The 13,414-nt window shown below is 65.6% G+C and carries 12 protein-coding genes and 1 pseudogene; 5 read left to right on the top strand and 8 right to left on the bottom strand.

Annotation, left to right across the window (positions count from 1 at the left end; translation table 11 throughout):
- Positions 1-1,962 (bottom strand): CHASE domain-containing protein (locus H537_RS48100; protein ID WP_211235152.1); only part of this gene is annotated, 1,962 nt, incomplete at its 3' end.
- A 581-nt stretch (positions 1,963-2,543) separates the two neighbouring features.
- Here H537_RS48100 and H537_RS0137940 point away from each other — a divergent pair.
- The 4 genes from H537_RS0137940 to H537_RS0137955 all read left to right on the top strand — a co-directional run bounded on the left by H537_RS0137940 (position 2,544) and on the right by H537_RS0137955 (position 6,585).
- Complete coding sequence (locus H537_RS0137940) at positions 2,544-4,436, top strand: sensor histidine kinase (RefSeq protein ID WP_169517185.1); 1,893 nt, start codon at positions 2,544-2,546, stop codon at positions 4,434-4,436.
- 249 nt (positions 4,437-4,685) lie between these two features.
- The gene (locus tag H537_RS0137945) at positions 4,686-5,135 is read left to right on the top strand and encodes a hypothetical protein (RefSeq protein WP_029002012.1); all 450 of its coding nucleotides are present in this window, start codon (positions 4,686-4,688) and stop codon (positions 5,133-5,135) included.
- On the top strand, positions 5,098-5,355 hold the full coding sequence (locus tag H537_RS0137950) for a hypothetical protein (RefSeq protein WP_156902222.1): 258 nt from the start codon (positions 5,098-5,100) through the stop codon (positions 5,353-5,355). The genes H537_RS0137945 and H537_RS0137950 overlap by 38 nt, the downstream gene beginning before the upstream one ends.
- Before the next feature lie 111 nt (positions 5,356-5,466).
- On the top strand, positions 5,467-6,585 hold the full coding sequence (locus H537_RS0137955) for an ATP-binding protein (RefSeq protein WP_238446950.1): 1,119 nt from the start codon (positions 5,467-5,469) through the stop codon (positions 6,583-6,585).
- A gap of 262 nt (positions 6,586-6,847) precedes the next feature.
- Here H537_RS0137955 and H537_RS0137960 read toward each other — a convergent pair whose 3' ends face one another.
- Complete coding sequence (locus tag H537_RS0137960; protein ID WP_029002015.1) at positions 6,848-7,612, bottom strand: SDR family oxidoreductase; 765 nt, start codon at positions 7,610-7,612, stop codon at positions 6,848-6,850.
- 591 nt (positions 7,613-8,203) lie between these two features.
- On the opposite strand from H537_RS0137960, the gene H537_RS0137965 reads away from it, so the two are divergent.
- Positions 8,204-8,638, top strand: a complete 435-nt coding sequence (locus H537_RS0137965; RefSeq protein WP_029002016.1) for a MarR family winged helix-turn-helix transcriptional regulator — start codon at positions 8,204-8,206, stop codon at positions 8,636-8,638.
- Positions 8,639-8,672: 34 nt separating this feature from the next.
- Here H537_RS0137965 and H537_RS48105 read toward each other — a convergent pair whose 3' ends face one another.
- From H537_RS48105 to H537_RS0137995, 6 genes and pseudogenes are all read right to left on the bottom strand, one after another.
- The gene (locus H537_RS48105) at positions 8,673-9,509 is read right to left on the bottom strand and encodes a metallophosphoesterase (protein ID WP_084151277.1); all 837 of its coding nucleotides are present in this window, start codon (positions 9,507-9,509) and stop codon (positions 8,673-8,675) included.
- Positions 9,506-10,465, bottom strand: a complete 960-nt coding sequence (locus tag H537_RS0137975) for an NAD(P)H-dependent flavin oxidoreductase (protein ID WP_029002017.1) — start codon at positions 10,463-10,465, stop codon at positions 9,506-9,508. Before H537_RS0137975 ends, H537_RS48105 begins: the two co-directional genes overlap by 4 nt.
- A 669-nt stretch (positions 10,466-11,134) precedes the next feature.
- Complete coding sequence (locus H537_RS50140) at positions 11,135-11,557, bottom strand: MFS transporter (RefSeq protein ID WP_029002018.1); 423 nt, start codon at positions 11,555-11,557, stop codon at positions 11,135-11,137.
- The gene (locus H537_RS54095) at positions 11,554-11,922 is read right to left on the bottom strand and encodes a hypothetical protein (protein ID WP_156902223.1); all 369 of its coding nucleotides are present in this window, start codon (positions 11,920-11,922) and stop codon (positions 11,554-11,556) included. The genes H537_RS50140 and H537_RS54095 overlap by 4 nt, the downstream gene beginning before the upstream one ends.
- A 62-nt stretch (positions 11,923-11,984) precedes the next feature.
- Positions 11,985-12,404 (bottom strand): annotated as a pseudogene (locus tag H537_RS0137990) (aldehyde dehydrogenase family protein); the annotation flags it as partial.
- 336 nt (positions 12,405-12,740) lie between these two features.
- Positions 12,741-13,286 (bottom strand): antibiotic biosynthesis monooxygenase, encoded by a 546-nt coding sequence (locus H537_RS0137995; RefSeq protein ID WP_029002021.1) that lies wholly within the window; start codon positions 13,284-13,286, stop codon positions 12,741-12,743.
- Between the last annotated feature and the right edge of the window lie 128 nt (positions 13,287-13,414).

The following is a 13,414-nucleotide window of genomic DNA, read 5'->3' on the forward strand; positions in this document are numbered from 1 at the left end:
GGCCATGCCCAGCATCCCGTGCAACGGTGTGCGGATCTCGTGGCTCATGTTGGCCAGGAAGCTGCTCTTGGCACGGCTGGCCGCCTCGGCGTCCTCTGTGCGTTGCCTGAGCGCCTCCTCAAGCCGCTTGCGCTCGGAGAGATCCACAGCCACGTACACCAAGCCGTGCATCGTGGAGTCGCCATCGTGGAGTACCCGAACGTCCAGCAGCACGGGCACGCGCGCCCCGTCGCTGCGCACCAGCTGCCACTCGGCATGGTCTCCACCGTTGAGGTGCGACATGACCACCTCGGTGTCCTGCAAGTGGCCGCCGGCCTGGAGCTGCAGGCCCAGGGAGCGCTCACGCAGCTCATGAGGATCGAAAAGCAGTGCGATCGCCTTCTGGCCCAGCACCTCTTGCTCCAGGTGCCCGGTGAGCTGCTCCGCCGCGGGATTGAACAGCACGATGCGATCCTCGGCATCGGTCGCGACGATGGCGCTGCCGGCCGCGGCCAGGATTGCGCTTTCGCGCTCGGCCAGCACCTGCAGCTCGGCGGTGCGCTGCTGCACCTGCTGCTCCAGTGTGGCGTTGAGAGCCAGGATCAAGGTTTGTGCGGCACGTTGCGAGCGAATGTCGCGCATCGTGGTGGCCACGCCCGTGACGCGGCCCTGCCGGTCACGGATCGGCGCCATGGAGACCGCCACGTCCAGCGTGTGGCCCGAGCGGTGCAGGCGCACGGTGTCAAAGGGCGGTACGTCCTGCCCCTCGCCAACCCGCCCCAGCATTTGTCGATACTCCTGCTGCCGATCTGCGGGCACCGCGAGTGCCCGTAGCCTGTGTCCCAGCACGTCATGCTGTGCCCAGCCCAGCAGCCGCTGTGCGCCGGCATTCCAACTCGACACCTCGTCGTCGAGGGTGTGGACGACGATGGCGTCGTGCGCGCTGTCGAACACCGCCGCGCGGCTGGCGCGCTCTTCTTCGGCGAGGTGCCTACTGCTGACCACCAAGCCGCCCGCGTGCGTGAGCAGCGCCAGCAATACAGACAGCAGGATTCCGGCCACCATGACGTCCGCAGGGCGTCTCAAGTCCAACTGCTCGATGAAAGACGGGAGTGCCTGCACCTCCACCAGCCAGCGGCGCCCGTACAGATCCAGCGTCGCCTGCTGCGTCAACCCCGCTGGTGCGACTGCGTGCCATGCTGCCGAGGTGAACAGCTGCACTGCCCGATCCGCCTGCGTGGTGTCCGAGAGGGCCAGGGCCAGGTTACCACTGGGCTCAATGAAGTCGTGCAGCACCTCGTGCGTGAAGAGCGCACCGACGGCCCAGCCGAGGGTTTGAGCGTCGCGTTGCGATGGCAGCGGTGGATCAAGTGTCCGGTAGATTGGCAGCACCAGCAGGAAGCCGTACTCGCGCCCCTGAATGACCGGGGTCACCTGCAATGGCGCGCTCAGTGCCGTACCTGCGCCGTGCATCGCCGCCAGTGCGACTTCGCGCCTTGCGGGCTCGGACGCCATGTCGACCCCCAGCGCTCCTGCGTTGCCCTCCAGCGGCTCCACGAGTTGCAGCACGAAGCGCTCGCCGGCATGCGGCGTGATGGGCTTGATGCGAAAGTCTGGATTGCCGTCAGAGCGCACGGCCTGCACGAAAGCCGCCTCCTGCGCGGCCGGCACGCGGCGCACGAACCCGAAAGCGCGAATGCCTGGGTACAGGCGCTGGAAATCGCTTGACCCCAGCGCCCGTTGGAAGGCCTCGCGGGTGATCTGGTCGGGGCCGACGCCCAGCACGACCGAGCGCGCACTGCGCACACCGCGCTCGTAGAGCAGCATGCGCTGGCGCAGCTGCTCGGCCGCTTCTTGCGCTGCGGCACGCAGCTGGGACTGCTGCAGTGCGTCGTTCCTCTCCTTCTGCCACCAGGCAGTGGTCCCTGCGGCAGCCAGACCCGTCAGGAACACCACCGCGGGCCAGCGCAACAAGGCCAGCAAGTGCTGCACGTTCAAAACAAAAGTGAAAACAAAGAGACCAACGGCCCGGGAGGCGCAGCATGCCAGGGTTGCTGATCAGCACGGCCACTGGAGGAGTGACTGATGCAATTTGTATACAACCCTCTCAGATCTCACTCCGGGACGCCGAGCGCAGCGTGCCGGGGGCTGGCGAAGCGCGCAGCGGCGGCGGCCAGGCCGGCGGACAAGGCAGCGGGCATCGAAGCCTGCAGAGCAGAGCGCCACGCACCGGGGAGCGATGGGCAGCACGCAAGCCCGGTTCTGTGCTGCTGAGCGCAGGAGCTGCCCAAGCCGGGCGAACCCGGCACCAGCACGGCGAGCCCTGCCGCTTCAATGCGTCCAGTGCCAGCCGAAGGCTGTGCCCTGGCACCCGTTCGCAACCAGTCCGGATGCCACCGGACACGGTTCTTTGCGCTGAATTCCGGCGCGGCGCTGTGGTCGCTTCGCCACGGGCCATGCATGGGAGGCCAACTTCGGCGCAGTGCTGCACGGGATACGTCAATGGCAGATTGCAACATTACGTGACTTGACCCGATCATCGGGAGAAGATCGGGGAGTTGATGTTGGCTGCTCTTGAAGCGCGCGTGCTGGACCCGCACACGCTGTTGTTCTCGCTGGGAGTCTTTGCGATCCTGATGGCCGCGGTGTCCTTGAGCTTCGCGCGCGCGATGCCCGAGTACCGGGCCGCTCTCATTGCGTGGAGCAAGGCCATGGCAGCGGTCGGGGGCGCCTGCCTGCTCTATTTCCTGCGCGGCCGGGCACCGTTGCTGCTGTCGTTCGTGCTGGCCAATGCACTGGCCTTTGGCCTGCCGCACTGGAGCCATGAGGCGCACGCCCGACTGCTCGGCGTCGCACCACGGCCCGGCTGGACCGCAGCCTGGTCGGCTTTCGGCATGAGCGGGGTGCTGGCCGGCTATTTCCTTGGGCTGTCACGCCAGATACCGTTCACCACCATCTCCCTCGCGTTCGCCGTGATGCTGGCCATGACGGCGTGCCTGCTGTTGCGCTTCTTGCGCGCTCGCCGCTCTGCATCGACGCTGGCGGCGCTGTTGTGTTATGCCACGCTGTCTGCAGCCTTTGCCTTGCGGGCGGTGATGGGGCTCAGCAGCAGAGCAGAGCAGCTCATGCCAGGCTCGCTCTCGCTGGCACAGCTCTTCACACTGCTGCCGGGGACCGTCCTGATCGCCTTCGGCTCGATCTGCTTTGTGTCGCTGGTCCACGAGCAACGCATGGCAAAGGGCATCAACGCCTTGGCAAGCAGTCTGCAGACGCAGGAGCAGTTGGTCGCTCAGCGCACCGCCGAGCTGACGGAGGCCAACGCGGCGCTGGTCGAGCGCGCCCACACCATCGCTGACCTCTACGATGAAGCGCCCTGCGGCTATGTCTCGTTGGTTGCCGATGGCACGGTTCTCGAAGCCAACCACACCCTGCTCGGGATGCTGGGCCGTGCGCGCCATGAGCTGATCGGCCATGACCTGCGCGAGCTGCTGGCGCCAGCCAGCCGCGGGAGGCTGGACAGTTGCATCGACGCCGTCATGCGCCAGGGCAGGGTGATGGAACAGGAACTGGACTTCATGTTCGAGGACGGCAGCACGATGCCCATGCTGCTGAGCATGGTCGCCGCGCCGGGCACTGGATCAGCCGCCGCGCCCATGCGTGCGACGCTGGTGGACAACAGCGAGCGCAAGGCCCGCGAGCAGCAGCTGCAGGCGCTGCAGCAGGAGCTCAGGCGCCGCGCTCAACAGGCGGAGGCTGCCACGCGGGCCAAGACCGCTTTCCTGGCCAACATGAGCCACGAGATCCGCACGCCGCTCAACGCGGTCATCGGCCTGAGTCAGCTGCTGAAGGAAAAGGAGTTGCCGCAGGACGCGGCCCGCTTCATCCACCACATCCACCAGGCTGGCGAGCAACTGCTCGCACTCACCAGTGACGTGCTGGACTTCTCGCGCATCGAGGCCGGCGAATTCAAGCTCAAAGCGGTCCGCTTTGAGCTCGCGCCGTTGCTGCAGGAGGTTTGTGCGCTGGTGCGCCCCCAGGCGGATGCCAAGGGGCTGGAGCTGCGGCTTGATGCTGCGCCAGGGCTGCCCGCGCAGCTGATGGGCGACCCCCTGCGGCTCAAGCAGGTGCTTATCAATCTCGCAGGCAACGCCGTGAAGTTCACGCCCTCAGGCAGCGTCGTGCTGAGCGTACGGCAGACGAGCTGCGAGGGCGCACAGGCCATGCTGCGCTTTGAAGTAACGGACACGGGGATCGGCATTGCGCCTGAGCAGCAGGCCCGCATCTTTGAACCGTTCACGCAGGCCGATGGCTCCACCACGCGGCGTTTCGGAGGCGCGGGGTTGGGCCTGTCCATCGTGCGGCGCCTGGTGGACGTGATGGGCGGGGCGCTGTCCGTGCAAAGTCAGTCGGGCCGGGGCAGCGTCTTCAGCGTGGAGTTGCCGCTTCGCCTTGCATGAGCGGTGTCCATGAACGAGTCGTCGCCACGGGCCAACCTGCGGATCATGCTCAAGCTGTCGTGCCCGTCTGCGTCGCGGCATCGAACGCCAGGAGTCTTGGACCTGGTAGCAGGCACGCAACTGCTGAGGTGGTCGAGCATCGAAGGCGTCTGGCATGCCATGAGAGTGCCACACCAGCAGTCAAGCATCATCGCGCCCGTGGGCGTGCAACCTGTTGCCCAGCCCGGAACCCTCACCAGGCAACAGTCCATGGACCCGCACAAGGCACGCGAGTTTCGGCAAACGGTGTTGAACAACAGTGCCCGGTTGCGCGCAGTGCTGGACGCCGTGCCCACCAGCCACGGACTCCAGCAAGGCCTCCAGCGCATTGGCCAGATCGTGCAGACACTGCGCAACCCTGTCGCCGACATCGACCCGCTGCTGACGGTCAAGGTGGACTCGATACCGGCCGGCGACAGCGCCGTGCTGCGAATCGCCATCGGCTGCAACCACGATCCCGACGGCATCGAGACGGTGCAGGCGTTAGTGGCCGCGGCGCCGGCGATGCCGCCACGCATCCAGATTTTCGCCTTTACGCAGCCGACGCCCAAGGAGATGGCACGCGAGTTCACCTCACTGGAAGTTCTCGGCCGCGATGTCCCGTTCCAGAAGAATGCGCTTCATGGCCGAGCCCGGCACAGCAGCGCCCGGCACCTTTGACATGGCCTTCTTCGAGTCGCAGTCAGCCGTGACAGACGAGGACCCTGAAGATGGCCCGGGCGCCCTGGTTGCCAACATCGAGCTGAGCCTGGGCATCGGCGAACTGCGCTTCATGGCGCGCGTGAGCAGCATCGGCATAGCGGTCACTGAACAACCTCCACCCGAAGCTCTCCTCGCCTGGGACCTCATTGAGATCATCGATAGCGCGCCGGCGCACTGAACCGTGGCCGCCTCTATCCTTGTAAATTGAGCGTATGCCGCTCAAAATACAAGGATGATAGAACGCAGCTTGCAGGTACTTGCCCAACGGCGCCTGGAACAGTCTCCAGCCGTGGCATTGCTGGGCCCCCGCCAGGTGGGCAAGACCACCCTGGCGCGCGAGCTGGCCGCCAACCGGCCCGGCGCACTGGTGCTGGACATGGAACTCGCCTCGGACCGCGCGGCGCTGGCGCTGCCGCAGCTGTTCCTGGCCGCGCACCGGGACCGGTTCGTGGTCATTGACGAGGTGCAGTTCGCACCGGAGCTGTTCTCGGCGCTGCGTCCCGAGATCGACGCCGACCGGCGGCCCGGGCGGTTCCTGCTGCTGGGCTCGGCGTCGGGGGAGTTGCTGCGGCAGACGAGCGAATCGCTGGCAGGCCGGATCGCGTATCTGGAGCTGGCGCCGCTGGCCGTGGCCGAAGTGCTGGACGCCGCTGCGCCGGACCTGGGCGCACTGCAGTCGCTGTGGCTGCGGGGCGGCTTCCCGCTGAGCCACCTCGCCGCAGACGACGAGGCCGCTTACGTATGGCGCCAGGACTTCATCCGCACCTTCCTGCAGCGTGACCTGCCCGGGATGGGCGTGCGCGTGCCTGCGGAAACCCTGCGGCGGTTCTGGACGATGCTCGCGCACGTCCAGGGCCAGCTCTTCAACGCATCGCAGCTCGGCGTGGCGCTGGGCGGCGCCGCGCACACCACCGTGGCGCGCTACCTAGACCTGCTGGTGGACACGCTGATGATGCGGCGCCTGGAACCGTTCCTGGCCAACGTTGGCAAGCGCCTGGTGAAGTCGCCCAAGGTCTACCTGCGCGACAGTGGCATCCTGCACGCGCTGTTGGGCCTGGCAACGGTGCGCGACCTGCAGGGACACCCCGTAGCCGGCGCCTCGTGGGAGGGGTTCGTGGTGGAGCAGGTGGCCACGCAGCTGCCCGGGGATGCGCAAATGGGCTTCTACCGCACGGCCGCAGGCGCCGAGATCGACCTGGTGATCGAGCATCGGGGACGACGCACCGGCATCGAGATCAAGTTCTCGTCGGCGCCCAAGCCCAGCCGGGGCTTCTGGCACGCCATTGACGACCTGCAGCTCGAACGTGCCTTTGTCCTGGCACCGGTGCCCCGGCGCTACCCACTGTCCGAGCGGGTGGACGTGCTGCCGGTGTGGGAGGTGGCGCAGGCGTTACCCAGCGCCAGTTGACGCGGCCCACAAGCACGTCACGCACCGATGCACCGGCGCCGCAGCCGACTGCCACGTTCTTGAACAAGGGCTGGGCCGGACGCAGGCATCAAGTGGTCGTGCGACTGGCGCTGGGTGTCACAACAGCGACTCCCATGCCGATACGAAGCCAGCCAATGCGCGCGGCAGATATCCAGGACGGGAGGACTTCAGTCCTTGCGTGAACGGCAGCGTTCGGTGGCATCACGGTTGGCATCAACCCCCGTGGCGCTATGCCTTGGCCTCAGCCACGCCCGACATACGGCATCGCGCTGGCCATGATAGTCAGGTTCAACACATTGGTCTCCAGCGGCAGTGCGGCGATGTGACACACCGCATTGGCGACGTGGTTGACGTCCATCATGGGTTCCGGAGCCACGGTGCCGTTGGCCTGCAACACACCGCGCGTCATGCGCTCGGACAGCTCGGTCAGCGCATTGCCGATGTCGATCTGACTGGCCACGATGTTGAAGGCGCGGCCATCCAGCGCCAGCGCCTTGGTCAGGCCCGTCACTGCGTGCTTGCTGGCGGTATAGGGCGCGGTGAAAGGGCGTGGCGTATGCGCCGAGATCGAGCCGTTGTTGATGATGCGACCGCCCTGTGGCGACTGGCGGCGCATCAGACCAAAGGCCGCGCGCGCGCAAAGGAACACCCCTGTCACGTTGGTATTGAGCACGTCGAACCACTTCTCCAAGGGCAACTCGTCCATCGGAAGCGCCGGAGCATTCACGCCAGCGTTGTTGAACAGCAAGTCCAGCCGCCCGAAGCTGTGCCCGATGGTGTCGAAAAGCGCCTGGACGCTGCCAGGGTCAGTCACATCGGTAGGTACGGCAAGCGCCGTTTGGCCGCGCCGTCCAGCCTCGGTCGCCAATGTCTGCAAGGGCTCAGCGCGCCGTCCTGCCAGCACCACAGTCCATCCATCGCTGAGCAAACCGAGCGCAACGGCGCGCCCGATGCCGCTGCCCGCACCAGTGACCAGCGCGATTTTCTTCGGGGAAGTCGTGTTCAAAGTGAGCTCCTGTCATGCATCCCAAAAGACCCAGGGTCGCGACCTGATGCGCCCTCCACGCGCATGCAGAGCTTTCCGATACCAGCCGCGTGACGCGGACGGCAGCGCCACAGCCGCAAGGGATCCACGCCCGAGGCGGCGTGTTCCGGCGTATCCAGATCGCAGGACGACAGCGTAGCTGACCACGCCGATATGGCGGGCAGCTCAGGACTGGTTACAAGAAGCTGAACAGCCTGGCAAGGTGCCATTTGGCGTCGCTGGCCGCAAGCTGGGGTACAGGCCAAGACCGGATCGCGCTCAGTCTGACAACCGCTGCGGGTCGATCGTCAGGTGAGCGCATTTCCCATCCTGTCATTGTGAGAGAGCAACGGCACCGATCCGATAAAAATCGTCGGCATGGCCGGACGCCAGCAGCTGCTTCTTCGACACACGACACGTGCACAGCACCGACCGCGTCTCGCTCTGGGCCTGCGGTGTTGATCGCTGCCGTCCTTAACCAGCCTGCCCATGGATACTGCGGGAAAACAGCCGCCATCTACGTCACACCGTGATATACCGCACGCCAGAAACCTCACCTTGACGGGTGCCTCCATGACAAGGAAGACAGCGCCAGTGACCAAGGCCGACTACGAGCTGCTGTCCGAGTTCCGATACCAGCTGCGCCGCTTCATGCGTTTCAGCGAGGATGCAGTGCAGGGCGAGGGGGTGACGCCTTTGCAGTACCAGCTGATGCTGCACCTGAAGGGCTTTCCGGGTCGGGAGTGGGCCACGATTGGCGAGCTGGCCGAGCGGCTGCAGGCTCAGCACCACGGCGTTGTCGCGCTCGTCACGCGGTGTGAGAGCGCCGGGCTGGTACAACGGGTGACTGGGGCGGTCGATCGCCGCCAGGTCGAAGTTCATCTCACCAAGAGGGGTGAGCAGTGCATCGCGCGGCTTGCTGCGCTGCACCGCACGGAGCTGCGCTCGTTGTCAAACGTGTTCTCGGTCCGGAACATTGGCGCATTCAACGACGAGAGCGAGAGCTGAGTCAGCTCGATGGAGAGCGACGCGGCCGAGCCCATCATCGTTGGCTTGCATGGTCGCCGGCCCGTGGTGGGGCATCCCGGTTCGGTGTTTGAGCTCTCCCGGCATCACCACCGATCTCGATCATCAGGTCCGGGTCAAAGAGCGGGTTCTCGTTGATACCACCCTTTGCATAGCCTCGCGGATTGCAGACCACGCGCGTCCCGTTGAGCATGTAGTCAAAACTGTCATGGGTATGGCCATGGACCCAAAGCTGCACACGGTCGGCGCCCAGGAGGTGCTCGGCCCTGGAAACAAAACACGCGTTCAACAGCGAGCCGGTGAACCGCGGATGGATGCTCTGCGCCGAAGGAGCGTGATGCGTGACGACGACCGTGGGTCCGTCATGAGGCGCTCTGAGCCGGCTGTCGAGCCAGGTGGCATGCTGCTCGAACAGGGCCGCTGCATCTTCTGGCGTGAACGCCGAGCTCGTCGACGTGGTTCCCCGGATCCTGCTGAAGTCGCGTATCGACTGTCGCGCCTCGGCCATGGCGGCAGCCTTTTGCTCGCCCTCGCCGAACACCTTGAAGTCGCTCCACAGCGTGGTGCCGAGGAAGCGCACGTTTCCTATCACCAATTCACCGTCATCGAGAACGTGGACTTGCGTGCGGGCACACAGCTGCTTGAGATCTTGCATGACCGCTTCGACGCAGCTGCCGTAGAACTCGTGATTTCCGGGGACGTAGATCACCGGGCGCTCGAAGCGCAAGGCCCAGGCCACCGCCTCTCTGTGTCGCGAGATGTCGCCCGCCAGGACGACCACGTCCGCGTCGTTCTCCGGGCGGTCCATCGGGCCGAAGCCCAGGTGCAGGTCCGAGAGGATGTTGAGCTTCATGCAAGCCTCCCGCCCCATCTCAACCGGTCCGTTGCCTCGGTGGCCATTCGCTGCACGATGTCACCGGCCGGTTCAATCCCGTTGATCAGGTCGACTCCTTCGCCTGCCCACACGACGGCGACGTCGTGATCTGCGGCCTGTACCGCCGACGCGTACACGTGGTACTGCGTGTCCACCTGGGCGGCCAGTTCCTCCTCCCGACCTCTCCAGCGCTCGACGAAGCCGTTGCGCAGCGCACGCCCGTCGTACGGCTGTGGCCATGCCAGCTTGCGTACCACATCGAACACCGTTGTCCTGCAGGTGTCCTCGCCACGGGCGTCGACGATCATGCGCTTGGCTTGTGGATGGCCCAGTGCTTCTTTGCTGGCGTAGAAACGTGTGCCAATCAGTGCTCCCTGCGCGCCGAGCATCAGTGCTGCCGCCAATCCGCGTCCATCGGCAATGCCACCGGCCGCCAGCACCGTTGTTGGCGTGACCGCGTCGACGACGGCGGGCACCAGCGCCAGCGTCGAGCGTCCAGCACCGTGGCCGCCCGCTTCGGTGCCTTGTGCCACGATGACGTCGGCGCCTGCCTCAAGGGCCAAGCGCGCGCCGGCCACGTCCTGAACCTGGCAGATCAGGTGGCACCCGGCCGCCTTGACGATCGATCCGTACGGCCTGGGATCGCCGAAAGACAGCATGACGGCGTACGGCCTGTACCCCAGCGCCAAGTCGACAATTGATGCATCGGCCGACCAGGTGATGAGACCAACGCCCCATGGATGGCTGGTCTGGCTCTTCACCAGCGACAACTCGCGGCTCAGCCACCCGCTGTCTCCATAACCACCGCCGACAAGGCCAAGCCCCCCGGCGTTGGAAACGGCCGCAGCCAGCCGGCCGCCTGACACACCGCCCATGGGTGCGAGAACGATCGGGTGCTCGATGCCGAACATATCGGTCAGGGCCGTGCGAAGCATCGTTTTGGCTCAGGGAAGGCGACAAGTTCCTGCTGGAAAATATCACGATATGAGGTATATATGGTGAAGGGACCACTTGCCGTGCGCGCATTTGCTGCTGCCACGTGGGATGACGAACGGCCTGTCCCGGAGGTCGGCTCGCGCTTTCCTCGTACGCCAGCCCCCTTGCCCCGAGAAGTCAGTGCGCCCGAACTCCCAGTGCCGTGCTCATGTCAGGGCTATACGGCATCGAGCCCGGCCGTCACACCGTCTATCTCCGGTACGGTTCGCGTTCGCGCAGCCATGCACAGCCGCTGGCGGCAATCCGATGCCAGCAGCCAATCACGTTGGAGAAACGAGCCCAGGACACGGCTGGATCGGACCGTCTTGCAGGCACGGCTGCCAAAGCTCTTGGCTGGGCTCCCGCATGCCGGACGATCGTCTTGGACGCGTTGGGCAGCGCGGACCGCACAGCGACGACAAGTTCTTGACCAATGCACGCTTCGGGACACCTGGGCGTGTCTTTCTCCATGCAGACGGCCCTGAATAGCACAACAGCGCGGCGATAAGTCCCGCGCTTCCTGTACCCAGTCCTGGCAGGGCTTCTCGCGCCAGCGTCGGGCCAAAAGCCATGAAAGCAGCACCCACCGACCAGGCTGAGACCACCACGGCGCAAGCCACGATGAAGCGTTAGCGGACCGGTCGGAATTGCTGGGACCAGCTTGGCAGTGCAGGCTGCGCAGAGGAGGGGAACGACGTTCCCGATGCCATGGGCCAGGGCAGTCGCAGCAGCCCTGCGATAGCCGTAACAGCCAGCAGCGCATCCACCACGAACGGCAACACCGTGGGCCAGACAAACATGTGCAGCGCGGCCGACGCGGTCAGCGGTCCGAGCGCCGCGCCAGTGGTGAACGCGAGTGTGGCGATCATGGCCGCACGCGGCTTGCGACCCGATGCTGCATCGAGATCGGCCAGCGCGACCGTGCACACGCCGCTCAGGGCACCGCTGCCAATCCCGGTGACCAGCCGCCCGAGGAACAAGCCCGCCAGGCTCGAGGCCCAGGCAAACACCCGGGAGCCTGCCAACACCGCGACCAGCGCGGGCACGATCACGGCACGACGGTCCGCATGGCGGTCCGACACGCCCCCATCGTCATCAGCGACGCCAGCACACCAACGGCATAGACCGTGAACAACGCCGTCAGCGTCGTGGACGAGAAGTGCCAGCGCGACTGGTAGAGGACATAGAGGGGCGACGGCGCCGTGCTGCCAAAGAGCGCACTGCCCAGCGCCAGCGCGAGGCAAGCCCGCGCTGTTCGGATTGTTGATGCCACGTTCAGAAAACGCTTCGTGTTGACCAGAGGAGTTGAACAGCCCTCTGGCAAGCCTGACGCCAGCACCAGCGAACAGGCGCTGCCAACCCAGGTTGGGCAGCCGCGCGCTGTTGCGCACATTGCAGCGGCCGGGCTGACAGCCATGGCCGGTGATCCGCACTCGGCAAAAGGGCAGCGCACGCCGGCGCTGTTCCCCATGCGTGAGCTCAGACGTTCATGACCGCCACCGCGCGCGTGTTCAGGTAAGCGTCGGGCGCCTCGGGGCCGCCCTCGGATCCGTAGCCGGAGTCCTTGACGCCTCCGAAGGGCAGCTCCGCGCTGGGCATGGCCGGCATGTTGACCCACAGCATGCCGACCTCCACGCGGCGCGTCAGCAGGTCGGCGTTCTTCAGCGACTTCGTGAAGGCGTAGCCCGCTAGGCCGAAGGACAGACGGTCGGCTTCGGAGATCGCGTCCTCCAGTTCGTCAAAGGAGCGGATCGCCGCCACCGCCCCGAAAGGCTCGTCATTGAAAACCTTGGCCTGCAGCGGCACGTCGAGCAGCACGGTCGGCTCCCAGATGTTGCCGGCGTCGCCGATGCGCTTGCCACCGGCCAGGACCTGGGCTCCTGCCTGGACCGCATCCTCGTGGAACGCGGTTCTCCATTGGCCTACATCGCTGTGGCGAGCGTGAGCATCGTCGCGCGAGACTCTGGGCGAAGGTCTCAGCCAGGTCGAGCCGCTCGGGCGAGCGCGACAGGCGCTACAGCTGGCGCCGGATGCCGCCGAGCACGCCGCTATCCGATGCGTCATCAACCGAACAGGTACTGATTGACCATTGCACGCACCGGTATGCCCTCGTACCTGGCACGCAGCGCCACCCGAGCGGCGGTGTCGGGTAAGGCGTCGTCCGCGATCGGCGGTGTCGCGCACCTCCTGCCGGCCCTGTTTCTGCAAGCGGCAATGCTATAGCGGCAGGAAGAGTTATCGAAATAGCCAGGAAGCCACCAAGCGCGTGTAGCGCGGCATGATGACGTAGACCATCAGGAAGACAATCACCGCCGCGGCGGCCAGTCCATTGAGAAATGGCCACGCCTGGAAGATCCCAATTTCGCGCAGTGGCTGCAGGAGCTTCGGGACGAGCTGGGTCAAGGGGTAGATGGCCGACAGCGTGACCAGGAACTGCTTGGAGGCCTTGGCACGGGCTGGCGCAATAGCGTCAGGCGTGAACCAGTACTCCAGGCCGGTATGGATTTCAAAGCTTTCCGCATCAAGCAGCATCGGCGCGGCGCGGTCAACAAGCTGCCGCCGTGTCTTTGAATCGATCCATCCGGCGAGATGCTTGTGTGAATCGAAGCGCAGCACGACGGTGTATGAAGTCGACGGCTTGTGCGGACGGATGACGTTGACACCCATGTGTCCGGGAAACGTTGACCGCTCGCGAGCAATTTCCTTAAGCCACGCCTCGTATTGAGGCACCGCGTCGGGCTTCACGTGATGCTGGATCACGACAGTCACAGCGTCGTTCACGAACTTGCTCCTCGAATCAAACGTGGCTTGGCTGACTGGGGCAGGCTCCTGACGGCGCGAGCCGCGCAGGCCGGAGAAGAGCCCTCCCAGGTGGTCATGCCGCCATGGTGACGGCATCGCAACGCCAT

It is taken from the genome of Azohydromonas australica DSM 1124 (assembly GCF_000430725.1).
GTDB lineage: Bacteria > Pseudomonadota > Gammaproteobacteria > Burkholderiales > Burkholderiaceae_C > Azohydromonas > Azohydromonas australica.